Source organism: Frankia sp. AgPm24, from assembly GCF_023243055.1.
GTDB classification, from domain to species: Bacteria; Actinomycetota; Actinomycetes; order Frankiales; family Frankiaceae; genus Frankia; species Frankia umida.
Genome location: NZ_JALKFW010000205.1, coordinates 87,843 through 111,308 on the forward strand (window position 1 = coordinate 87,843; position 23,466 = coordinate 111,308).

Annotated in this window: 15 protein-coding genes; 5 read left to right on the plus strand and 10 right to left on the minus strand. The window is 72.8% G+C overall.

Annotated features, from left to right (window positions below):
- Positions 1-105: 105 nt before the first annotated feature.
- Positions 106-861, plus strand: a complete 756-nt coding sequence (locus tag MXD61_RS19815) for a glycerophosphodiester phosphodiesterase (protein WP_248814959.1) — start codon at positions 106-108, stop codon at positions 859-861.
- A gap of 68 nt (positions 862-929) precedes the next feature.
- Here MXD61_RS19815 and MXD61_RS19820 read toward each other — a convergent pair whose 3' ends face one another.
- A complete protein-coding gene (locus MXD61_RS19820; protein ID WP_248814960.1) occupies positions 930-1,949 on the minus strand; it encodes a diacylglycerol kinase family protein in 1,020 nt (339 codons plus the stop codon).
- A 142-nt stretch (positions 1,950-2,091) separates the two neighbouring features.
- Between MXD61_RS19820 and MXD61_RS19825 the strand changes: the two genes are divergently transcribed.
- Entirely contained in the window at positions 2,092-2,577 is a 486-nt protein-coding gene (locus MXD61_RS19825; protein ID WP_248814961.1) for a hypothetical protein, read from the plus strand.
- A 42-nt stretch (positions 2,578-2,619) separates the two neighbouring features.
- Here the strand turns inward: MXD61_RS19825 and MXD61_RS19830 are convergent, their stop codons facing one another.
- The 4 genes from MXD61_RS19830 to MXD61_RS19845 all read right to left on the minus strand — a co-directional run bounded on the left by MXD61_RS19830 (position 2,620) and on the right by MXD61_RS19845 (position 5,870).
- On the minus strand, positions 2,620-3,834 hold the full coding sequence (locus tag MXD61_RS19830; protein ID WP_248814962.1) for an RNA polymerase sigma factor SigF: 1,215 nt from the start codon (positions 3,832-3,834) through the stop codon (positions 2,620-2,622).
- Positions 3,831-4,367 (minus strand): anti-sigma factor, encoded by a 537-nt coding sequence (locus MXD61_RS19835; protein ID WP_163547130.1) that lies wholly within the window; start codon positions 4,365-4,367, stop codon positions 3,831-3,833. The genes MXD61_RS19830 and MXD61_RS19835 overlap by 4 nt, the downstream gene beginning before the upstream one ends.
- Before the next feature lie 304 nt (positions 4,368-4,671).
- Positions 4,672-5,178: a GNAT family N-acetyltransferase gene (locus tag MXD61_RS19840; protein WP_163547128.1), complete on the minus strand. Its 507-nt coding sequence runs from the start codon at positions 5,176-5,178 to the stop codon at positions 4,672-4,674.
- Positions 5,175-5,870, minus strand: coding sequence for a dTDP-4-dehydrorhamnose 3,5-epimerase family protein (locus MXD61_RS19845; RefSeq protein WP_248814963.1), 696 nt, complete (start codon positions 5,868-5,870; stop codon positions 5,175-5,177). Before MXD61_RS19845 ends, MXD61_RS19840 begins: the two co-directional genes overlap by 4 nt.
- Positions 5,871-7,000: 1,130 nt before the next feature.
- Here MXD61_RS19845 and MXD61_RS19850 point away from each other — a divergent pair.
- On the plus strand, positions 7,001-8,230 hold the full coding sequence (locus tag MXD61_RS19850; protein ID WP_308222798.1) for an NADP-dependent malic enzyme: 1,230 nt from the start codon (positions 7,001-7,003) through the stop codon (positions 8,228-8,230).
- Between the two features lie 226 nt (positions 8,231-8,456).
- Here MXD61_RS19850 and MXD61_RS19855 read toward each other — a convergent pair whose 3' ends face one another.
- Positions 8,457-8,807, minus strand: a complete 351-nt coding sequence (locus MXD61_RS19855; protein ID WP_248814964.1) for a hypothetical protein — start codon at positions 8,805-8,807, stop codon at positions 8,457-8,459.
- Between the two features lie 239 nt (positions 8,808-9,046).
- On the opposite strand from MXD61_RS19855, the gene MXD61_RS19860 reads away from it, so the two are divergent.
- Complete coding sequence (locus MXD61_RS19860; RefSeq protein WP_248814965.1) at positions 9,047-10,024, plus strand: zinc-binding dehydrogenase; 978 nt, start codon at positions 9,047-9,049, stop codon at positions 10,022-10,024.
- Between the two features lie 78 nt (positions 10,025-10,102).
- On the opposite strand, the gene MXD61_RS19865 is transcribed toward MXD61_RS19860, so the two are convergent.
- The 3 genes from MXD61_RS19865 to MXD61_RS19875 all read right to left on the minus strand — a co-directional run bounded on the left by MXD61_RS19865 (position 10,103) and on the right by MXD61_RS19875 (position 16,997).
- The gene (locus MXD61_RS19865; RefSeq protein ID WP_163547123.1) at positions 10,103-10,282 is read right to left on the minus strand and encodes a DUF6104 family protein; all 180 of its coding nucleotides are present in this window, start codon (positions 10,280-10,282) and stop codon (positions 10,103-10,105) included.
- Between the two features lie 221 nt (positions 10,283-10,503).
- Positions 10,504-14,343 (minus strand): multifunctional oxoglutarate decarboxylase/oxoglutarate dehydrogenase thiamine pyrophosphate-binding subunit/dihydrolipoyllysine-residue succinyltransferase subunit, encoded by a 3,840-nt coding sequence (locus MXD61_RS19870; RefSeq protein WP_248814966.1) that lies wholly within the window; start codon positions 14,341-14,343, stop codon positions 10,504-10,506.
- Positions 14,344-15,839: 1,496 nt separating this feature from the next.
- The gene (locus MXD61_RS19875; RefSeq protein ID WP_374629238.1) at positions 15,840-16,997 is read right to left on the minus strand and encodes a thiamine-phosphate kinase; all 1,158 of its coding nucleotides are present in this window, start codon (positions 16,995-16,997) and stop codon (positions 15,840-15,842) included.
- A gap of 174 nt (positions 16,998-17,171) precedes the next feature.
- On the opposite strand from MXD61_RS19875, the gene MXD61_RS19880 reads away from it, so the two are divergent.
- Positions 17,172-18,551, plus strand: a complete 1,380-nt coding sequence (locus MXD61_RS19880; protein ID WP_248814968.1) for an acetamidase/formamidase family protein — start codon at positions 17,172-17,174, stop codon at positions 18,549-18,551.
- Here the strand turns inward: MXD61_RS19880 and MXD61_RS19885 are convergent.
- Positions 18,459-23,165, minus strand: a complete 4,707-nt coding sequence (locus tag MXD61_RS19885) for an AAA domain-containing protein (RefSeq protein ID WP_248814969.1) — start codon at positions 23,163-23,165, stop codon at positions 18,459-18,461. The genes MXD61_RS19880 and MXD61_RS19885 overlap by 93 nt on opposite strands.
- Positions 23,166-23,466: the final 301 nt, after the last annotated feature.

Sequence of the window (23,466 nt, forward strand, 5' to 3'; positions counted from 1 at the left end):
TCGGCGGTCCGCCCGGTGCATGTGGGGGACCCTGAGGGGCGACCGGCGCCGGCTGTCCAGCCTGCCGCGACACACCTCCTGGGCGCGGATGGCAGGGTTGGGCCCATGGAGGTACTCGGTCATCGGGGTAGTAGGGTTCCAGGTCCGGAGAACACGGTCGAGGCCGTGGACGCGGCGCTGCGGGCCGGTGCCGACGGCGTCGAGGTCGATGTTCGCCGCAGCGCCGACGGCGACCTGGTCTGTGTGCATGACGCCCGGCTGTCGCGTCCGGTGGGTCGAGCGGTCATCCGCCAGTCGACCGCGGCTCTGCGGGCCCATGGCATCCCGTTGTTCGACGAGGTCCTCGACGCCTGGGCGGGCCGCGGGCGCCTGATCTGCGAGATCAAGAACCAGCCCGGCCAGCCGGACTTCGACGCCCCCCGCGAACGCACCGCGCGCGCCCTCGTCGACGTGCTGCGCGCCCGTGGCCACATCGGTACCCGCCCGGACCCGGCCGACCTCGACGCCGGCATGGGCGGCATCACCGTCTCCTCGTTCGACTGGTTCGCGATCGAGGCCGTCCGGGATGCCGAGCTCGCCGTCACCACGGCGTTTCTCACCATGCCGCGGATGTCGGTGGGCGGCGGGCTCACCTACGTCCAGTCCGCCGGCCACGCCGAACTGCACGCGCACACCAGCGCGGTGCTTGGCTCGGGCGGCTCACACGGCCCGGCGGCGGTCGCCCGGGCCCGCGCGGCCGGCATCCGGCTGGTGGTGTGGACGGTGACCGGTCACACCGAGGCCCGCGCGCTGCGCGACGCCGGGGTGTCCGGGGCGATCTGCGACGACCCGGTGGGGGTGCGCGCGGCCCTGACCGAGTAGTTCCGCTCTCGGCCCGCGGCCGGCGGGGCCGACGGGCCTGGCGGGGCGGGTCAGCCTGGTGGAGCGGGTCAGGCGATGACGCGCAGGGCCCGCGGATGATGGGTGAGGCGGATGTCGGTGCTTTCGCCCAGGTACTCGCCGTCCATCTGGATGGGCGCCGGCTCGTCCGAGCGGAAGTGGATCGTCGCCCTGTCGTGCTGGCTCACCACGTTGCGCCCGTGCGGTCCGCGGCCCTCGGCGAGCATCTGCCGCCCGGTGCGCAGCACCGCGGACGTGCGGACCCGGCGCAGCGCGAGCAGATCCAGGCCGGTGTCGAACGAGGCCTGCGGGCAGGCGAGGACCGGTCGCTGCTCGAGGTAGGTCCACGGGCGGGTGTTGCAGACCAGCCCGAGGGTGATCCGCGCGTCCCGGTCATCGGCCTCGGCGGTCGCCGCGCTCTGCTCGGCCTCGGCCTCGTCGGCCTGCGCCTGACGGCGGGCGGCGGAGCCGGGGGAGTGGGCGGGTGTCGTCTCCAGCTCGAGGACGGGGGCGCGGCGGCCGGCACCGCTGAGCAGCTGGGCAGCGGCCGCGCGCAGGAACAGACCGGAACTGTTGCGGCGGCCACCGCTGCGCTTGGCCTCGACCCGCTCCACCACGCGCGCGTCGAGCCCGACTCCGAAGCAGAAGCTGAACCAGCGGCTCTGTTCGCCGAACTCGGCGTGACCGATGCTGATCCGCCGGCTACGGCCCTCCCGCAGGGCGTTCAGCAGCTCCCCGGTCGCCTCGACCGGGGACGCGGAGTAGCCGAGCGCGCGGACGAACACATTGGTGCTCCCGCCGGGGACGACCGCGAAGGCCGGGCCGTCGGCCACCGGGCCGTTCTGCAGCAGACCGTTGACGATCTCGTTGACGGTACCGTCGCCACCCAGGGCGATCACCACATCAACGCCGAGTTCGACCGCCCGCGCCCCAAGTTCCACCCCGTGGCCCCGGCCCTTGGTGGGGATGATGTCCAGTGCGAGATCCGCGGCGAGCGCGGCAGCGAGGACGTCCCGAACACGTTCGGTTGTGGTGGTCGCGACGGGGTTGACGACCAGCAGCCCTCGCATGCCTCTACCGTAGTCCGTCCACCCAGGTCAGGCGTCGGCTGGGAAAACTCTCACATCGACGGAACTTCCCGGACGTGCGCCACCCCGAACAGGCCACCGGCGCGGCGACCGGTGCGGGCGACCTACGGCATAGTGTCGCAGTATGGGTTCGAGCAGCGACGGGCAGCGGCGTCCCGCCCTGGGGCATCTGGGTGGACTGCGCGCGGCGGCACGCAGCGCTCCGGTGCCGGCGCGAATCGCGAGTCTGCTGCTCGCCCTGGAGGCGCTCACGCTGCTGGCGCTGGGCGTGCTGCAGGTCCTGCGGGGGTTCGGTTCGGGTATCGACGATGTCACCCGGGCGGAGATGGGCGGCCTGCTGGCGCTGCTCGGTGGCGCCGGGGTCGCCGCGCTGGCCATCGGAGTGCTGCGCCGCAGCGGGTCGTTTCGCTCCCCGACCCTCGTCGTGCAGCTGCTGTGCCTGCCGGTCGGCTGGGGTCTCATCCAGGCCGGCGAACACACCTATGGTGTGGCGCTGATCGTCGTTCCGCTGGTGATCGTGGTCGCGCTGCTCGCCGCGGCCGGGCTCGGGCCGTCCGAGCAGGATGACCCCAGCGACATCCCGCCGCGGCCCGGGCAGCGGCGCCCGTGAACGCGGGCGGAAGCGGCTCGGGCTCGGGGATCAGGTGGTGACTCAGCTGTCCTCGAGCAGGCCGCGGCGTAGCTGGGCCAGGGTGCGGGCGAGCAGCCGGGAGACGTGCATCTGGGAGATACCGAGCTCGGTGGCGATCTGCGACTGGGTCATGTTGCCGAAGAACCGCAGCAACAGGATCCGTTTCTCCCGTGGTGGGAGCTTCTCCAGCAGCGGCTTGAGGGACTCGCGGTACTCGACCCCCTCGAGCGACTCGTCCTGGACGCCGAGGGTGTCCGCTACGGCGGGCGCCTCGTCGTCGCCGGAGTCCGGTGCGTCGAGGGAGACCGCGGAGTAGGCGTTGGCCGACTCCAGGCCCTCGAGCACCTCTTCCTCGGTCATCTGCAGATGCCGCGCGATCTCGCTCACCGTCGGTGAGCGGCCGAGGGTCTGTGACAGCTCCGAGGTGGCCTTGGTCAGCGAGAGCTTGAGCTCCTGCAGCCGGCGGGGCACGCGGATCGCCCAGCCCTTGTCCCGGAAGTGCCGCTTGATCTCGCCGACGATCGTGGGTGTGGCGTAGGTGGAGAACTCCACGCCGCGCTCGGGGTCGAACCGGTCCACCGACTTGATCAGACCGATGGTGGCGACCTGGACGAGGTCGTCGAGCGGCTCGCCGCGGTTACGGAACCGGCGGGCGAGGTACTCGACCAGTGGCAGGTGCATTCGCACGAGCTGGTCGCGCAGAGCGGCCCGCTCGGCGTCGCCCTCGGGCAGTGAGGCGAGCCGGACGAACAGCGCCCGGGCGAGCGCACGGTCGGGCGAGTGGGTCCGCTCGGTGCCGGTGGTGGTGGCGCTCGCGGTCTCGCTCGGCGCCGCAGCGCCGGTGCTGTCGGCGTTGCCGCCGGCCGACGGGTCGCTGTCGGTGACGGCGGCGTCGGTAGCGCCGCCGCTGGTCGGCGCGCCGGTGGTCGTGCCGCTGCCGCTGGCCTGACCACCGATGGTGGCTGGGTGCCCGAGCGCGCTGTCGGGGCCCGCGGTCTGGGCCGTGGCACCCACAGCGGTGCCACTGTCATGGCCGGCAACGCTGTGGCTGGCACCGTCATGGCTGGTACCACCGTGGCCGCTGGTGGCGGCGGTGGGCAGTGCGGCGCGCAGCGGAGCGTCGGGATGCTCGTCGACGGTGCCCGCCCGCTGGCTGAGTGAGGCGACCGGGTCGGCGGGCCCGGCCTGGTCGGGTGCCGTCCGGGGTGGAGTCGGAGTTCTCCCGGTTGATGTCATGGCGTACCTACTGCGTCACCCAGCGGAGTCGCATTGGCCGCGCCGGAACCGCGGACGTGCCCGGCGGGCGGCTCACCGAGGTCAGCCCGGACCCCTTGACGCTTCTGCAGCGTGATGCTCACCTTCGAGCCGGGACCGGTGAAGGTCTCGACGTCGCCGGCGAGGGCCTTGAGCACCGTCCAGGCAAAGGTGTCCTCCGATGGCGGCTCACGGTCAAGGCTCTCGACCGTGACCAGCACGTGCATGACACCCGGCGACAGCGTGAACGTGCAGTCCAGCGACGAGCCTGGCACCGCCGAGACGAGAAGCAGCGCGCACGCCTCGTCGACGGCGATCCGCAGGTCCTCGATGTCGTCGAGGGTGAAGTCGAGCCGGGCCGCGAGCGACGCCGTCGCCGTGCGAAGCACCGTCAGATATGCGCTGGCCGCGGGCAGCGTCAGCGCGACGACGTCGCGCAGGCCGCCGGAGTGGGCGGTGGGGCCGTCGATGGTGTCGGAGATCTCCGCGCCGCCGGACGAAGGCGTCGGATCCACGTTCCTACCCCCAAAGAGCCTGCGTAGAGCGAGGAGTGCTGCCCTCGCGGTGGCCGAAGCCGGGTGATCAGTCATGGTGCGGGTGATGGTCTTCCCGCCAACCGGCGCGGTAAATCGCCACCCGGACGGTCGTGATGTCCCTCATGTCCGTACCGGGTACCCGCGTCGGCGGCCAGCGTTGGCCATCGCCTCCACCGTACCCAGCCGTCGGGGGGTGCCGCAGGTCGGGTGATCGAAAGGTTCGTCCACCCCAACCCGGGTGGGCCCGAACGGGGAGGGTCGCATCCGCCCGTGAACGGACGGATCAGGTGGGGATGGCCAGGGCGCGCAGGGCGTCGCCGTCGAGGCGCCACGTCGTCCAGCCGTTCATCGGGCCGGCGGCCAGCGAGCGGTAGAACTCCTGCGCCGGGGTGTTCCAGTCGAGCACGGCCCACTCCAGGCGCCGCAGCCCCCGTCGCACGCAGATCTCGGCGAGCGCCGCGAGCAGGCCACGGCCGTGGCCGCCGCGTCGGTGCTCCGGCCGCACGAACAGGTCCACCAGGTACATGCCGGCCTGCCCGGTCCAGGTGGAGAACGTCTGATGCCAGATCGCGAACCCCACCACCGGCGCGGACGGACCGCCCGCCGTGGTGTCCGCGGTGATGTCCGCCGTGGCGACCAGGCAGGAAGCGCTCGGGGTGGGGCCGAACAGGGCCTGGTGCAGGTCGTCCACGGTCATCGCGACCGCGTCCGGCTCCCGCTCGTAGGCCGCGAGGGCGCGCACCAGCGCCAGGATGGCGGGGACGTCCGCCGGCCGCGCCGCCCGGATCAACGAGCGCCGCCGGCACCCGCGCCCGCCGTGGCGCCCGCACTCGAGGCCCCGGCCCCGGTGCCCGCCGACGCGCTGGCCGCGCCGAGTGCGTGGCCGGACCGCAGCAGGGCGTAGAACTCCTGGCACTCGGCGTAGCTCGGCAGCAGGCCCGCGGCCTCGGCCTCGCGCAGCGTGGGCGCCGCGGCGTCCTTCTCCGAGAGCAGGGGTGTGATCTCGGCTGGCCAGGGGAGGTCGAGATCCGGGTCGAGGGGATGAACGCCATGCTCCCGGCCCGGGGTGTACGGCGCCGAACACAGATAGCTGATCGCCGCGTCGTCGGTGAGGGCCATGAACGCATGCCCCAGTCCCTCGGCGACGTACAGCCCACGGCGGTCCACATCGTCGAGCAGGACGGCGTCGAAAGCGCCGAAGGTCGGCGAACCGGTGCGGATGTCGACGACGCAGTCGAGTACCTGGCCGCGCATACAGGTCACGTACTTCGCCTGACCCGGTGGTACCTGTGCGTAGTGCACACCACGCAACGTCCCGCTGCGGCTGACGCTGTGGTTGGCCTGCGACAGCGCCAGCGGATGCCCGACCGCCTCGGCCAGCGCATCGGAGCGGAACCACTCCAGGAAGGTCCCGCGGCTGTCGGAGTGCTGACGCGGGGTGAACACCCAGGCGTCGGGGACCGATAGTTCGCTGATCTCCACCACTGGGACGGTACCGGTTCGCTCGGACGTGTCCCCGCAGGCCGCACCGCACCGCCCGGATGCGTTGGCGGCCAGGTGTGGTGCTTGCGCACGGCTGGCTCGGCCGGTGGGATGCCGGCGCCGGCCGCGACGCTGCGTGTCGTGCCTGGCCCGGTCCGCGTCGCCCCGGCGGGCCGTCGGTGCTCGTAGGTGTGGGGCCGGCATCGGCCCGGCTACGCGCCATGGCGCGGTCATCGCCCGGTCGCGGCCGCGTCATGGCCGGCTGTCCCGGTTTCGTCCGGCGTCGTCACCCACGCTCTGGGCTGGGACTTCGGGCCGCCCGGCTGGAACGGGCGGGCGGCCCGGGCGTCGCGCACGCGAACATCCGGATTCCGGCTGGTCGATTGTTCTTTGCGTCGTGGTGAAGACCTCGCGGCGCGCGGCCACCGGGGTCCGCACCGGACTCCCGCCCGCCCCGATCCCGCGATCATGTCGCTGATCTGCGTGAATGTCGGGGTGGATGGTCGGTTCGGTGACCCGCGGATCAGCCCGCGGGCTGATCCGCGGGTCACCGATGAGCGTTCGGCGGGCTGCGATCACGGGCTTCCGGAGGCCCCGACAGCTATCCTCTAGCTATGCAGAAGGGCGCCGATATGCACCAATGATTCCCGGCTTCGGGCGGCGTTGACCTGGCTGGTATCCGGGTCTCCCGGATGATTTCCGACCGCGTCACCGTTGCCTCGGGTGGGAGACATGGGAGTGCCGTGCCTCGCCGATGTGCATCGGGTGTCCTGCGATGTGCGTCTGCTGGCCGTCCATCCTGTGTCGAAAGCCCCGCCAGCGTCGACAGCGTGGGTGTCGACGCCCGCTGTGTCGGCACCGGCCCGAACACCCTCGCCACGGCCTCGCTGGCAGCCTGCCCAGCGATGCGTCCACGCGTACGGTGACGGTCCGCGTGCCATATTGAACCTACCCCCGGGCCACCCCCCGGTCCCTGTCCTGTCTCACATCATGAGGTGGGACGACTCAGGCTCGCCTTCTGCGTGGACGACGCACGCAGCCAGGGCGGGCGACCTGTAGCCGCGGCCCCGGTAAAGGGACCACGACCGCCCCAGCGGGTCCACCGCCGGCTTGTCCGAGGAGCAGCCTCCGTGACCGCAACCACTGACCACTCGACTCTTCCCACCAGCGCCCCGGCGGATCTCGCCGCGGTCAGCCCCCGGCCGTCCGACGACGACCCCGCCTTCGCGCTGCACCGCGGCGGAAAGATCGGGATCGCCCTCACCGTGCCGCTGGACAACCGCGAGGACCTCTCACTCGCCTACACCCCCGGCGTGGCGCGGGTCTGCACCGCGATCGCCGAGGCTCCCGCCCTCGCGGACGAGTACACCTGGCGGGCCAACACCGTCGCCGTGGTGACCGACGGCACCGCCGTGCTCGGTCTCGGTGACATCGGCCCGGCCGCGTCCCTGCCGGTGATGGAGGGCAAGGCGGCGCTGTTCAAGCAGTTCGGTGGGGTTGACGCCGTGCCGATCGCGCTGGACTGCACCGACGTCGAGCAGATCGTCGACACCGTGGTGCGGCTGGCCCCCAGTTTCGGCGGCATCAACCTCGAGGACATCTCCGCGCCCCGCTGCTTCGCCATCGAGCGGCTGTTGCAGGAGCGCGTCGACATCCCCGTCTTCCACGACGACCAGCACGGCACCGCCATCGTGGCCCTCGCCGCCCTGGAGAACGCCGCGAAGCTGACCGGGCGCACCCTCGGCGACCTGCGTGCCGTGGTGTCCGGTGCGGGCGCGGCTGGCGTCGCCGTCACCCGTATCCTGCTGGCCGCCGGCATCGGTGACATCGCCGTCGGTGACAGCCGCGGGATCATCTACCCGGGTCGGGACAACCTCACCTCGGTCAAGGCGGCGCTCGCGGCCGAGACCAACCGTGCCGGCCTGACCGGCTCGATCAACGACGCGCTCAATGGCGCCGACGTGTTCCTCGGCCTGTCCTCCGGCAAGGTGCCCGAATCGGCCGTCGCCACCATGGCCCCCGAGGCGATCATCTTCGCGATGGCGAACCCGGACCCGGAGATCGACCCGGAACTCGCCCACAGGTACGCCCGGATCGTCGCGACCGGCCGTAGCGACTACCCGAACCAGATCAACAACGTGCTCGCCTTCCCCGGCATCTTCCGGGGCGCGCTGGACGTGCGGGCCAGCCGGGTCACGGAGGGCATGAAGCTCGCCGCCGCCGACGCGCTCGCCGCCGTGATCGACGGCGAGCTGAGCGAGGACCACATCATCCCGAGCGTGTTCGACGCCCGGGTGGGTCCGGCTGTGGCCGCAGCCGTGGCCGCCGCCGCTCGCGCGGACGGCGTCGCCCGCCGCTAGTCCCTTCCGTTTCTCCCCGATCCCCTTCTTTTCCGCTCTTCAGCCCTGTCGCCCCGAAAGGGGCGACAGGGCATCCGACGGCCGTGGGACCTGCCGGGCATCCGCCCCGGTTCCCGCGGCCGTCCGCCGTCCCCGGCCCGTCCGCGGTCCCGGGACGTTCGCGGTCCCGGGACATCCCGTCGGATCCGCCGCGGGGGCGGCGAGGAGCGGGATGGGCGGCGGACGGTCAGACCCGGCCGCAACCGGGGCAGGGACGGTGCTCGACCGCCTCGGCGAGTGGGCGCAGCGTGCCGCATCCCTGGTAGGAGCAGCAGACGAAGTCGGCCGCCGCCACGGTGATGACCGCGGTCCCGTCGACCATGACCGTGACCGGCGCCTCCGGGGCGGGTGCCACCCGATGCCGCCGCCAGCCCAGTCGGCGCCGTCCGCCACGTCGCCCGCGGCCGGCGCCGGCGCCGGCCAGGTCACCTTCGCCGCCGGGGCTGGCGTCAGGGTCGCCGGCGGGACCGGTACCAAGGTCTGCGAGTGGGGTGGACTCCGCGGTGGAGGGACGCGGGTCATCGCTGTGGGTCACCACGGGCTGACCGCCGGATGGTGCGCGGGGTCGGCGTTGGTCGTGGGCACGGCGATGAGTTCAACACACCGGCGGGTCAGGTGCGTGCGCCGGGGCGGATTGTCCATGTTCGGCGGCGCGTCCGATGTGGACGGTTCGCGCGCATCCACGGGGGATGGTTCGCCCCCGTCCGACCCGACGAGCTCGCCCGCGTCCAGGGGGAGGAGCTCGCGCGGGGGGCGTGGCGGTCGTAGATTCCGGATGTGCTTGCCGCCGCCGCAGTTCGGCTCGACCCCGAGGATCCGCTCGCGGCGTTGTCCGTGGGGCACCAGCCGGATCCGGGGGATCTGCCGGCGGACTGGGTGCGCGTGCGGGTGCGCGCGGCTTCGCTGAACCATCACGATCTTTTCAGCCTTCGTGGGGTGGGGCTTGCGGCTGACCGGCTTCCGATGATTCTTGGCTGTGATGCCGCCGGCGTGACCCCCGAGGGGGAGGATGTCGTCGTCCACGCGGTGATCGGCGATCCGGCGGCGGGCGGCGGGGACGAGACGCTTGACCCGCGGCGGACGCTGCTGTCCGAGCTGCATCCTGGCACGCTCGCCGAAGCGGTCGCGGTGCCGCGGCGCAACCTGGTGCCCAAACCGCCGGAGCTGTCCTTCGAGGAGGCGGCGTGCCTGCCGACGGCGTGGCTCACCGCGTACCGGATGGTGGTGTCGCGGGCGGGGCTGCCGGCTGAGGGCGGTGGAACGCTGCTGGTGCAGGGCGCGGGCGGCGGCGTGTCGACGGCGGCGGTGCTCATCGCCAAGGCCGTGGGGCACACCGTTCTCGTCACCTCACGGGACGCCGGGAAGCGGGAGCGGGCGGCGGCGCTCGGTGCGGACGCGGTGTTCGAGTCCGGGGCGCGGCTGCCGCGCCGCGTGGACGCGGTGCTCGAGACCGTCGGCGCGGCCACCTGGGGGCATTCGCTGCGTGCGCTGCGTCCCGGCGGGCGGATCGTCGTCTCCGGGGCGACCAGCGGGCCGAACCCGCCGGCCGAACTCAACCGGGTGTTCTTCCAGCAGCTGTCGGTGGTCGGCTCCACGATGGGCAGCCGCGACGAGCTGGTCGATCTGCTGGCGCTGCTGGTACGCACCGGTATCCGTCCGCCCGTCCAACAGGTCTGGCCGCTGGCGAGGGCTCGGGACGCCTTCGCCCGGCTGGCCGCCGGCGACGTGTTCGGCAAACTCGTCCTGACTCCCTGACGGGACCGGGAGAGGTCCCCGGTCACGGGCTGGCTCGCGGTCAGGGCTCGGATCGCGGTCAGGGGTACTGGCCCGCGGTCAGAGGTCTGCGTCGTCGTCGGGGCGGGCGAGCCAGGTGGCCAGGCGCTCCACGGCCTCCTCGAACTGCGGGTGGACGTCGACGAACGCCCGCATCGCGTCGGCGAGACCCTCGTAGGTGACGGTCTCCTCGCCGCGGCGGTCGACCAGTTCCTCAAGACCGCGATCGGTGAAGTACATCCGTGCTCCCATCCGGTTGGCCCGCCACGCGGTTGACCATCCGACCAGGCTACGGCCATCGAGGAGACGACCACCAGCAGGCTGGACGGTGACCCGTCCGAGCAGACAGTGGCCGTCGGGCTGGTGGCGGTGGGCACAGAGCCGAGCGGTCGCCGTCCACTCCCGGGGGGAGAGCGGACGGCGACCGTCTGGCCGTGCGTGCCGTGCGGGTGTGCGGTGGGTCAGTCGTCGAGGGCGGCTTCGACGAGAGCCTGCTGCTCGCGTTCGTGCACCCGGGACGAGCCGGACGCGGGGGCGGCCGCGGCCCGCCGGGAGACCCGACGCAACCGGATGTTGCGGGGCAGCGACTCGGCGAGGTTGAGCGCCATGTGCGGGTAGGCGCCCTGGTTCGCCGGCTCCTCCTGCACCCAGACGACATCGGTGACGTTCGGGTAGCGCTCGAGCACGGCGGCCAGCTCCGGACCGGGGGTCGGGTAGAGCTGTTCGACGCGCAGCAGGGCGAACCGCTGGGGGTCGCTGTGCTTGTTCCGAGCCCCGGCCAGGTCGTAGAAGACCTTGCCCGCGGTGAGCAGAACTCGACGCACCGTTGTCGGGTCGGTGACCGTCGGGTCGTCGATCACCGGCTGCCAGCTGCCGCCGGTGAGGTCCTCGACGGTGGACGTGGCGGCCTTGGCCCGCAGCATCGACTTCGGGGTGAAGACGACCATGGGACGGCGCACCGGCGACAGTGTCTGGCGGCGCAGCAGATGGAAGTAGCTGGCCGGCGACGACGGGGCCGACACGGTCATGTTGCCGTCCGCGCACAGCGACAGGAACCGTTCGATGCGGGCCGAGGAGTGGTCCGGCCCCTGGCCCTCGTAGCCGTGCGGGAGGAGCAGGACCAGCGAGGACCGCTGCCCCCACTTGGCTTCACCGGCGGTGATGAACTCGTCGATGATCGACTGGGCGCCGTTGGCGAAGTCGCCGAACTGCGCCTCCCACAGCACCAGCATGTCCGAGCGGACCACCGCGTAGCCGTACTCGAAGCCCATCGCCGCGAACTCGCTGAGCAGCGAGTCGTAGACGTAGAAGGTGCCGACACCCTCACGGTTCTCGGTGCCGTTCAGACCGTGACGCAGGGTGCGCAGCGGGGTGTGGTCCTCGGCGCTGTTGCGGTCGACGAGGACGGCGTGGCGCTGACCGAAGGTGCCGCGCCGGCTGTCCTGCCCGGTGAGGCGCACCGAGCGGCCGTCCAGCAGCAGGGTGCCGAAGGCGAGCGTCTCGGCGAGCGCCCAGTCGATCGCACCGGTCTCCACCATCTGCGCGCGCCGTTCGATCTGCGGACGCAGCCGGGGATGCACGGTGAAGCCGTCCGGCAGCGTGATCTGCGTTTCGATGATGCGCTTGACGGCCTCGAGTGGTACCGCGGTGCTCACGGCGGCGGCCGCGGCGGCCTCCTCCGGAGTGGTGACGATCCGCGGCTGCGGCGCGTTCTCCGACGGGGTGGTGTCCCGGGTCTGCGCGAACGCCTTCTCCAGTTCCGCCCGGTAGGACTTCATCGCCTCCTCGGCCTCATCACGGGTGATGTCCCCGCGGCCGATCAGCGCCTCGGTGTAGAGCTTGCGCACCGAACGCTTGCTGGCGATCGTGTCGTACATCAGCGGCTGGGTGAACGACGGCTCGTCCATCTCGTTGTGGCCGCGCCGCCGGTAGCAGACCAGGTCGATCACGACGTCCTTGTGGAACGCCTGGCGGTACTCGAACGCCAGCGCCGCGACCCGCACACACGCCTCCGGGTCGTCCCCGTTGACGTGGAAGATCGGCGCCTGCACCATCCGGGCGACGTCGGTGGCGTACACCGACGAGCGGCTCGACTCGGGCGAGGTGGTGAACCCGACCTGGTTGTTGATGACCAGGTGGATGGTGCCGCCGGTGCGGTAGCCGCGCAGCTGGGAGAGGTTCAGCGTCTCGGCGACGACCCCCTGCCCTGCGAACGCGGCGTCGCCGTGTACCAGCACGGGCAGCACGGTGAAGCCGGCTACACCCTTGTCGAGGATGTCCTGCTTGGCGCGGACGACACCCTCGGTGACGGGGTCGACGGCCTCCAGGTGGGACGGGTTCGCCACCACCGAGACGTTCACCGTGCGCTCCGAACGGGCCCGGTAGACGCCCTCGGCACCCAGGTGGTACTTCACGTCACCGGAGCCGTGCGCGGTCTGCGGGTCGAGGTAGCCCTCGAACTCGTCGAAGATCTGCCGGTAGGACTTGCCGACGATGTTCGCGAGCACGTTGAGCCGGCCACGGTGGGCCATGCCGATGACGACCTCGTCCATCTCGGCGTCGGCGGCCCGGTCGAGCACCTCGTCGAGGGTGGGGATGGTCGACTCGGCGCCCTCGAGGGAGAACCGCCGCTGGCCGACGTACTTCGTCTGCAGGAACGACTCGAACGCCTCCGCGGCACCGAGCCGCTCGAGCACGTAGAGCTGTTCGGCCGGGTCGGGACGTTCGGCGGAGCGTTCCACCCGCGCCTGGATCCAGGCCCGCTCGTCCGGCTCCTGGATGTGCATGTACTCGATGCCGACACGGCGGCAGTACGAGTCGCGCAGCACCCCCATGACGTCGCGCAGCGACATGGTGCGCTGCCCGGCGAAACCGCCGACGGCGAACTCGCGGTCGAGGTCCCACAGCGTCAGCCCGTGGCTGATGATGTCCAGGTCGGGGTGGCTGCGGATGGCGAACTCGAGCGGGTTCGTGTCGGCCATCAGGTGCCCACGGACCCGGTAGGCGTGGATCAGCTCCAGCACCCGCGCGTTGTGGTCGAGGTCGCCCTCGTGCACCACCGCCTTGTCCGGAACCCAGCGCACCGGCTCGTACGGGACCCGCAGCGAGCGGAAGACCTCGTCGTAGAAGCCGTCCTGGCCGAGCAGCAGCTGGTGCATCCGGCGCAGGTACTCACCCGACTGCGCGCCCTGGATGATCCGGTGGTCGTACGTGCTGGTCAGCGTGATCGTCTTGGAGATCGCGAGCCGGGCCAGGGTCGTCGAGGACGCCCCGGAGAACTCGGCCGGGTACTCCATGGCACCCACGCCGATGATCGTGCCCTGCCCCTGCATCAGCCGCGGCACCGAGTGCGCGGTTCCGATGCCACCCGGGTTGGTCAGGCTGATCGTGACGCCGGTGAAGTCGTCCATCGTCAGCTTGTTCGCCCGGGCCCGGCGGACCAGGTCCTCATACGCGACCCAGAAGTCGCGGAAGTCCATGGTCTCGGTGTTCTTCACCGCCGCGACGACGAGCTGGCGCCCCTTCGGGGTGACCAGGTCGATCGCGAGGCCAAGCCCCACATGCTCCGGCTGGACGTGCGTGGGCTTGCCGTCGACCTCCGCGTACGACGCGTTCATCGCCGGATGGTCAGCCAGCGCCCGCACCATGGCATAGCCGATGAGGTGGGTGAACGACACCTTGCCACCGCTCGAGCGGGCCAGGTGCCGGTTGATCACGATCCGGTTGTCCGCGAGCAGCTTTGCCGGGAACGCCCGGACCGACGTGGCGGTCGGGACGTGCAGCGACGTCTCCATGTTGGTGACGACGCGGGCCGCGGCCCCCTTGAGCGGGGTGCTGACCGACCCCGACGACGCCGCCGGCTTCGCGGCCGCGGCCGGTGCGGCCGGCTTCGTCGCGGGCTTGGCCCGCGCGGCGGGCGCCGGCTCCGAGCGCGGTGCGGCGGCCGCGGGCGCTGTCGGCGCCCTGGTCGCGCTGACGGCCGGAGCCGCGCTGGCGGCCGAGGGGGCCGGGGGTGCCGGCGCCGCGGCTGGGCCGGCGGTGCTCACGGGTGCCGGCGCGGCGGCGGGTGTGTCGTGGGCTGACTCACCGCCCGAAGGTGCCCCGTTCGACGCGACGTCGGCCGGCGCTCCGGTGGCGCCGGGAGTCGTCGGCGGCATGGTCGGGCGATAGTCGGAGAGAAACTCACGCCACTCCGGCGAGACACTCTCCGGATCTTCGAGAAACTGTTGGTAGATCTCGAAGACCAGCCATTCGTTGGGTCCGAAGTCAGGTCCGGACGCAGGAACCGTCGGTGCTGTCACGGGGCCATTCGCCTCTATCCACGGTCTCACTTCACGGCCTCCGAAAGGCCCTTCTGTCACCGTCTGCTCAGGCTACCCGCTGCGGCCAGAGCTGGTACGACCGGACCTGCCCGGTCCGGTCACACGGACCCTCGGTACCCACCCGGCGCCGTCCCGACACCGCCCGGTTCCTGCCCTGTGTCCGCCCAGATCCGGCCATCATCTCGTCCTGATCTCGTCCCTTTCCTGTCCCTCTCTGTCCGGCTTGCGTGCCTCGCTTCCACAAGCCCGCTTCCGCCACCCCGCTCCCACCGCGTGAAGGCCTGATCGCACCGGCCTCGACCCCGACCCGCGACCGTGCGCCCTCGTGACGAGAGGGTCTCCCACATCGGCTGATGATTCCGGCGCGGTTGGTTCGCCTGGAGCTGGCGGCGAGGGTCCCGAAGCGGGGATGCGGTCCGCGGCGACGGCCTCGCCTCCCATGGATCTTCGACCGCCCCCGTCATCCACGAAGCGCCATCGCGAGACCACCAGGAGCGCTCATGACGGTGTGCTCGTCGCCAGCCTCGACGCCATCCCCGATTCGGGCTCGCCTGTCCCGACGATCACCGTGCCCGGCGAGCCTGCTTCGACCCCGATCACACCGGCCTCGGATCCATGGAGAGCGCCCAGGTCGTCCGCGGCGGAGTGGAGCTCCACACGGGCCTGTGGAGGCATCCCTGTCCGGTATGTCCCATGGCGGTCCGCGTGCTCGGATCCGCACGGCGATGTTCGACGGGCGGGGCGGGTGACCCCCGGGTGGGCGGGGCGGGCGGAGCAACGGGGGCAGGCGGTCTCCAGGCCAGGCGGGATGGACGGGTCGCGGGTCATCGGACCAGGTCATGCGGGTGGGAACACGGTGGCGCGACTATCCGTTAGACTTGTCAGTGCCGGCCCGCATCATGGCCCCCGGACCCAATGAACGCCGCTTCGAGCGGCCTACGCCCGTGAGGCGACCTGGCGGGTCGGCACCTGGACTTCTCCTCTCCCGAGCGCCTTGGGCGCCGTGGCCGTCGACCGTTGCCGTGGTGGCCGCCGACTGGTGTGAGCCGGTGGATGGGCATCGCCGTCGCGACAGGTGACTTTCCATCGCCTGCGGTGCGGTGCAGGGTCGGCCCGGACCAGTCATCGTCGGCGTGTACGAGACGTCCGATATGCGCTTTGTTCGCGTTCCAACGGGTGGGCGTTCACGTGCGGAGCCGGTACCGCTGGATGGGCCGAAAGAACGACGGCTGAATGGGTTGAGCGCCAACCTGACCGGGTGTTCGGAATGGCTGGGATGATGGCTGGGTCGGCCATCCGGAGTCGACTCGAGGCCGGTCGGGCCGTGGTCGGCACCGGACATTCCCGTGGCGAAGGAATGCTGGTCGTCGGGGCCGGTCGGGATGCTGATCAGGGTGCGGTCAGGCGGGCGATCAGGGGTGGTCGCGGTGGTCGGTGCGGGTGGGGGTGGCGCTGTTACGCGGTGGTGGGTCGGTTCACTCGGGCGAGTGTGGTCGGTCGGGGTGGTTCGAGGTGGATCGGCCGAAGTGGGTCCAGCCGCCCACACCGGTCGGGGTGCGTCCGTCGACGGTCACGCCCGTTCCGTCGGACTGGACGGAGCCGATCCGCACGCAGCCGGGTGGCAGCGCGACGCTCGGTGGAAGCGGGGGCAGGCAGGCCACCAGGGCGTGGTCCTCACCGCCGGTGAGGACCCAGTCGAGGGGATCAACGCCGAGGTGGTCGGCGGCGCCGCGCAGGGCGTCGTCGATCGGGAAGGCGTCGGTGGTGAGGTCGATGCGTACGCCGGACGCGGCGGCGAGGTGCCCGACGTCCTGGAGGAGCCCGTCGGAGACGTCGCACATGGCGCGTGCGCCGAGGGCCGCGAGGGCGGGGCCGAGGTGGTAGGGCGGTCGGGGGCGACGATGCGCGGTGAGGAGGTGGTCCCAGCCGCGGGCGGTGAGGGAATCGTCGTCCGCTCGGGTGGGGCTGAAGCCGTCGGATGCGGGCCGCGGGGAACCACCGCCGGGGGCCGGCGGGGTGCGGGCAGTGGCGGTGAGCAGGGCGAGGCCGGCGGCGGAGGGGCCGACGGTGCCGGCCAGGACGACGATGTCGCCGGGGCGGGCGCCGGAGCGCAGGACGGGCGCGCGCCCGCCCAGATCGCCGAGGGCGGTGACGCCGAGCATGATCGTGTCGGCGGAGCTGATGTCGCCGCCGGCGACGGTGGTGCCCGCGCGGGCGCATTCGGCGGCCAGGCCGTCCGCGAGGGACAGGACCCAGTCGAGTTCGGTGGAGCCGGGGGTGGCCAGGCCGACGAACAGGCCGGTGGGACGGGCACCCATGGCGGCGACGTCGGCGAGGTTCTGGGCGGCGGCCTTGTGGCCGACGTCCGCGCCGCCGGACCAGTCCCGGCGAAAGTGACGTCCCTCGACGAGAAGGTCGGTGGTGACGACGACGCGGCCGTCGGGTGCGGCGAGCATGGCGGCGTCGTCGCCCGGCCCGACGAGGACGTCAGGGCTGCGACCGAAGCGAGCGGTGATCGCCCGGATGAGTTCGAACTCCCCCAGATCCCGCACATGCGGACCACTGGGGCTAAAAAGGTCCGCATCCACGGGCCATCCACCTTCCGCACCTCGGAATGACGGTGATCGCAACATATATGTGACCTTTTTGTCACATTCCACTGAAAATGTGACGCGCGTGAACCTGCGCTGTCGATGTGCATCCTGCGTACCCCCTGCCGGGAGGCAGGACGGTGCGCGGGCGTGGGTCCAGGCGGCTCGTCACGGTGGGAGCCCGCCCGGACGGTCCCGGACCCGGTAGAGCCGCCCGTGGCGCTGCAACCAGGCCGTGGCAAGATCGAGGGTAGACATTATCTGCCCTCCACCCCCGAAACCGTCACCTGGGGTGAACTGCCGAACGCCCGCTCCCGACCGGTCCTGTCCATCGATCCCGGTGCCACCGTCACCATCGACACGGTCAGCCAGGAGGGCATCCTCGGTGACCAGGGTCGTGACCCCGAGTCCTTTCTCGCCGGTCTCGGCGTGGTGCCCGCCGAGGTGCTCGTGGACGCGCGGGCGATCGCCGCGTCCGGCCTGCCGCACCAGTACGGTGTGGACGCGCCGCACATCGTGACCGGGCCGGTGTTCGTCCGGGACGCGGAGCCCGGTGACATGCTGCGCGTCGACGTGCTCTCGCTGCACCCGCGGGCGCGGTACGGCATCGTGTCGAGTCGCCATGGCGAGGGGCTGTTCGCCGGGGAGTTTCCGGAGGGGCCACCGCCCGAGGCGAGCGCCAGCGCGCGGCACTGGCAGCGCTTTGGCACCGTCACCACCCTCTGCGCGATCGAACGCCGCCGTGGGCGGCTGTTCGGTGCGCTGACCAGCGTCGGCGGTACCCGGACCCGCTTCCCGCTGACGCCCTTTCTCGGCGTCATGGCGGTCGCGGTGGACAGTACCACCGAGGTCATCGCGTCCACATCGGTCGGACTGCACGGAGGCGCGCTGGACTGCGTCGATCTGGGCGTCGGTGGTCACCTGTACCTACCCGTCCAGGTGGCCGGCGGGCTGTTCGCGGTGGGCGACCCGCACTATGCGCTCAGTGAAGGACGGCTGGGTGCGACCGCGCTCGAGGGGCCGCTGCGGGCGACCCTGCGGTTGTCCACGCTGCGGGAGGGGGCGGCGGGTGCGGTGCTGGGGGCGCTGCGCGAACCGTTCGTCGAGACCGAGACGGCCTGGGTGACGATGGGTGTCGACGCCGAGCTGTCCGAGGCGGTCCGCCGGGCCGCCCGCTCGGCGATGCTGTTCCTGACCAGCCGGATCGGGCTGGAACGGTCCGAGGCCATGGCCTATCTGTCGGCCGCCGCGCAGATCGGGGTGTGCCACGTCGGCCCGGGCCCACAGACGGCCTTCTGTCGCATCCGCCGGGCCGACTTCCTGGAACCGCCGGCTGCCCGTTCCCGGCTGGCCCGCCAGCCCTTCGCCCGCATCGTCGGTGCCACCGAGGACGACCCCGACCACCATGACGCCGTGCCTGTGGACTCGGAGTCGCCGGACCACACACGCCTGGATCCCACACCGCTGGACCCGCCGACCGCGAGCGCGGGTGGCGGCGCGGGTTCAGGGCGGCGGGACCTGTCCGACGGCGACCTGACCCGCGGGCTCGCGGTTGCGCGCGAGTCGGACGAGATGACCGACGGCACCCCCGTCTGAGAGCACCGCGCCGTCCGGGTCGGTGCCGTCCGGGTCGGTGCCGTCCGGGTCGGTGCCGTCCGGGTCGGTGCCGTCCGGGGTGGGGCCGTCCGGGGTAGGGCCGGTCCGCGGGGTGGCGTCCGGCGGGGTGAGGACGGGGGTGATCCCGGCGGCGGCGAGGCGCGGCCAGAGGGTGGCGAGGGCCGCCTCGGGATTGAGCTCGAAGTCGGACTGGCGCACCCGCCAGAACCGCCAACCGACCCGGCGCAGGTCGCGCTCGCGGTCGAAGCCCCGGGTGATGTCGGCGTCGCCGGCGTCATCGTCGCAGCCGATCGCGAAGCGGGACCGTCCACCGCTGACCACCAGGTCCAGGTGCAGCCCGCCGATCTCCACCTGGGGGGCGACCAGATAACCGCGGCCGGCCACCCGCCGGTACACCCGCTGCGCGAGCAACGAGCCGAACGCCGGATGCGGACGGTCCTCGGGTACCAGCCGCGGGTCCGGGGACCCCGGTGGCGCGCTGGCCCGGCCGGGCCGGGTGGCCGCCGTGAGCTGGATGGCGGTCGCGGACTGGGTGGTGGACAGGACGTGGGCCAGGTAGCTGTGGCGCAGGTCGTGCTGATCGAGGTCGGTGAGGGCCACCGAATGGAACAGCCAGACCTGGTCGCGGGCGCGGGAGGCGGCGACGTTGAACAGGCGCTGGTACTCCAGCGTCGTCAGGGGTGTCGGCGGGGTCGAGGGGGCCACGACCAGCGACACGAACACGACGTGGCGTTCATCGCCCTGGAAGTCCGCGGGGGTACCGACCCGCAGCCGGCGGCGCCGGTGCTCGGCCGCGGACAGCCGCTCGGCCAGCAGGTCACGGATCAGGGTCGCCTGCGCCTGGCCCGCCATGACCACCACGCCGAAGGTCAGCCCGGCGTTGCGGGGGTCCTGCGCGCTGAGCAGCACCTGCCCGACCAGCGCCTCCGCCTCCGCCCGGTTACGCGGACCGGTGGACGTCGGGATGGTGGAGCCGTGCGGGACATGCCGGGCGACCAGCGGTGGCAGGCGATCGGCGCCGAACTGGCGCAGCGGCACCAGCGGCGCCTCCCGGTAGAACATCGCGGATGACCATTCGATGATCTCCGGCATGCACCGGAAGTGCTCGCGCAGGCGCACGACCTCACCGAACCGGGTGCGCAGCAGACTGAACAGGCTCGACCGCGGGCTGAACCCGACCCGCAGCCAGGCCGGGACGTCCGGCAACAGGGCGTCAAGCCGGTCGAGGACGTCATCGAGGTCACGCCCGGGCACCGCCGCCGGGGTGCACTGCCGGTCGTCACCGACGACGATCACCCGCGGGGCGAGCCAGAGCAGGAACAGACTGTCCAGGCCCGCCTGGCTGCCCTCGTCCACGATGACGACGTCGAAGCTGTCACGCACCGGTGGGATGGTCGAGAGCACCTCGCGGATCGGCATCACCCAGGCCGGGACGGCCGTCTGGGCGATCGCCATCGCCTCCCGGGCGGCCTGTCGGTAGCGCTCGGCCTGCCGTCCGCCGTGGGTCGCGCCCGCGGCGACCGCCTCGCTGTAGGCACGCAGGGCGGCGGACTGCCCGGCGCCGAGGCGCTCCAGGCAGTGCCGCCAGGCCCGGGCGCCGGCGAGTTCCGCGGTGGCGGCGGCCAGGACGTCCTCGGCCGCGTCCAGATCGGCGTCGAGGTCGGCCGGCGCCGCGCTGTTCGGCTGCTGGGCGCTGTTCGGCTCGGTGCCGGCGTGGTCGATGGCACGGGTGGCGTCCAGCCAGCCGGTGGCCAGCCCCCAGGACCAGGCCGCACCGAAGTCGTCCAGCTCGAGGCCGCGATCCTTCCCGCCGGTGGGCGGGTCGGTCGGCCCGGTGCGCAGCCGCTGGGCGAGGTCGGGATGGGCGGCGTCGAGGCGGGCGAGCAGCGTGTCGCGCCGGACGGTGGCCCGGTCCTGAGCCAGCTGGGCCGTGAGCCGTTCGGTGGCGGCGGTGTAGGCGGCGCTGTCCCGGGCGTGGGTGGCCGCGAGCAGGGCGGCCAGCGGGACGGGTGCCGCCGGATGGGCGGCGAGTCGCTCGTGGTCGTCCCGCACCTGGGTGAGTTCCGCCTCGGCGGCGGCCGCGGCGCGTGCCGGCTGTTCGGCGGCGAGCGCCGCGGCAAGCTCGCCGATCGTCTCGGCACTGGTGATGGCGCTGACGATCGGGGCTGTCGGGGCTGTCGGGGTGGCCTCGTCGCCGTGGTTCGCCGCCGTCGCGAGCAGGTGGTCGCGGGCGGTCACCAGGGCGCCGATCGCCTCGATCACCTCGTGTCGTTCCAGCAGCCGGGACACCGCGATCTCGACCGGCAGACCCGGCTGCGGCGGATGACCGGCGAGCACCCAGGCCCGTCCGGCGGCGTCCAGGGCGAGCTGCGCCCGCAGCCGGATCAACACCAGGTCGAGCAGTTCCGGGGTGGTCGGGGCGAGTCCGTCCACGGTCACCTGCGCGAGCAGGGTCCCGGCGGCCCGCTGGGCCTTCCCCTTGAACCGTCGGCGCAGCCCGCCCCCGTCGTCGAAGTGCGCCCGCAGCGCCTCACCTCGCGCCAACAACACCGCCGGTGCGGACATCCGCACCGCCGCGTCGCCGGTGGTGTCGTCGTTGACGGTGACCTCTTCGCTGGCGGTGATTTCTTCGCTGGCGGTGGCCTCGTCGCCGCTGGTGGCCTCGGCGGGCAGCAGCACCTCGTGCAGACCGAGTTCGGTCAGCTGCCGGGCAGCCTCGGCGACCTGCTCCGCGGCCGTGTCGATCTTCGCCCACACCAGCCGGTCGTGACCGGTGAGCGCGTCGTGGACAGCGGCCGGAACCCAGGCCCGGTCGGCCACCCGGGCGGCGCGGCTGTGCACCTCGTCCAGCGCCTGGTGCAGGGTGCGCACGGCGCAACGCAACTCGTCGGCGGACGCGGGGGAGGCCGCGATCAGGGTGGCGAGCAGGGCGCTGGCCGCCGGGGTGAGGTTCTCCCGTGCGGTCGCGGCCGCGGTCTGGGCCGATGCGCCGGCGGCGACCAACGTGGCGAAACGGTCGGCCGCCAGCACCGGCCACGTCGACTCGTCCGCGTCGACGTGACCCGTGGGACGCGGGGGATTCGACGGGTCCGCGGGGTACCGGCGCAGCAGAGCGCGCAGCTCGACGGCCTCGTCGTCGGTCAGCGGCGGCCCGGCGGTGGCGAGGACGGATCGGCCGGCCGGGGTCGGGATGGGCAGCGGCAGCCAGGCGTGTGCGCTTTGGGCCGCGCGGACCCGGGCCGCGACGCTCGCCCGGGTTCCGCCCCAGCCCGCGGCGATCGCCGTGTCGGGGTGGATCGTGCCCTCGGCCGCCCGCACGTCCCGGGCGCGTGCGGCCAGCGCGTCCCGCTCCCGTAGTGCCTGGTCGCGGCGTTCGGTGGCCCGTGCGATGCGACGGTCGAGGGCCTCGGGGCGGTAGGCGGCCCGCTGCGCGGCCAACGCGCTCACGCTCAGGGCCAGCTCTGGCGCGCCGATCCCGGTGGTGACATCGCCGGGATCGGCGCGGTGATCGCCGCCGGTTCCGCTCGCAGCGCCGGTGTCCTCGGTGTCCTCGGCGGTGTCGGTCAGGGAGACACACAGGTCGCGCAGGTCGGGGGGCAGTTTCGCCCGCAGCACCCGCAGGGCCTGCGCCTTCTGGCTGGTGACGAGGACCCGCTGGCCCTCGGCGAGCAGCGCGCAGATCAGGTTCGCGATCGTGTGGGTCTTACCGGTGCCGGGTGGTCCCTCCACCACGACGCCGTTGTCATGGCGCAGCCGTTCCAGCACCAGGGCCTGCTCGGGGCTGGTGGGCAGCGGCAGCAACGGGTCGGCGCCGAGCACCGCGCCGTCGGTGGCGCCTTCCGCGGCGAGCCACGCGAGCCGCTCGTCCGTGTCCAGGGTCGCCACCAGTTGCGCGAGTCCGAGCGGCGGCGGACCGTCACCGCGCAACGCGTCCAGCATCCGCTCGTAGTAGCTCAGCAGCGCGGCCGAGTCGCGCACCCGCAGCACCAGCGCCGGAGCGAACGTCACCTGCGGCCCGCTCCCGCCGCCGGCTCGCGAGGCCGCGGCCGCAGCGGTGGCCGGTGGCGGTGGCGGTGGAGCGGTCTGGGGGTCGAAGCCGGCGGCGGGGACGTCCACGGCCAGGGTGAGCCACTCGCGCAGCAGCCGAGTGTCGTCCGGGCCCAGCGGTGCCGGGGCGCGGTGCCGCAGACGATCGTGGAGGTTGTTCGTGCGCTCCCGGTGGAACGACGCGACACCGTCGAGCAGGTGGCCATCGGCGAGGCGGGTCGTCGCGTCCGCCGGCAGCCGCACCCGGATGTCGGAGGTGACCGGGTCGATCTCGCAGCGCACCCGGGTCGACAGCAGATGCTCGCGGATGGGCGGACCATCCGGCGGAGCCCAGGTGAGCAGACCGGTGGCCAGCACTAGCTCCAGCGCGTCGCCTTCCTGCGCGAGCCGGGCGGCCAGGGCGTGCAACGTGTTGTGCAGAGCCCGTCGCTCGCTGTCCGCCCGCGCGCGCGACGCCCAGATCCGCCAGGCCGGCAGCCACCCCCGATACGCCAGCTCGACCTCGGCCGGGTCCACGTCCGCCAGGTCCACATCTGCCCGGCCCACGTCCGCCGGTTCCATGTCGGACGGGCCCACGCCGGGGGTGGTGTCGGGTACGGGGGGACGGTCGGGGTCGGCCTGGGCGGGGCTCGGCAGGTGCAGCCGTCCGGCCAGGATGGGGGGCGGGGCGGGCGGCGGCGGCAGCGCGGCCGCGGCCCGCGCGGGGCGCCCGGCCCCCCCCCGCCCCCCCCCCCGCGGCCCCCCGGGCCCCCCCCCCCCCCCCCCCGCCCACGACCGCGGGCCGAGCGACCGCGGTGAGCCGAGCGGTCGGCGCGCACCGGACGGCCTCAACCCCGACACCGAGTCG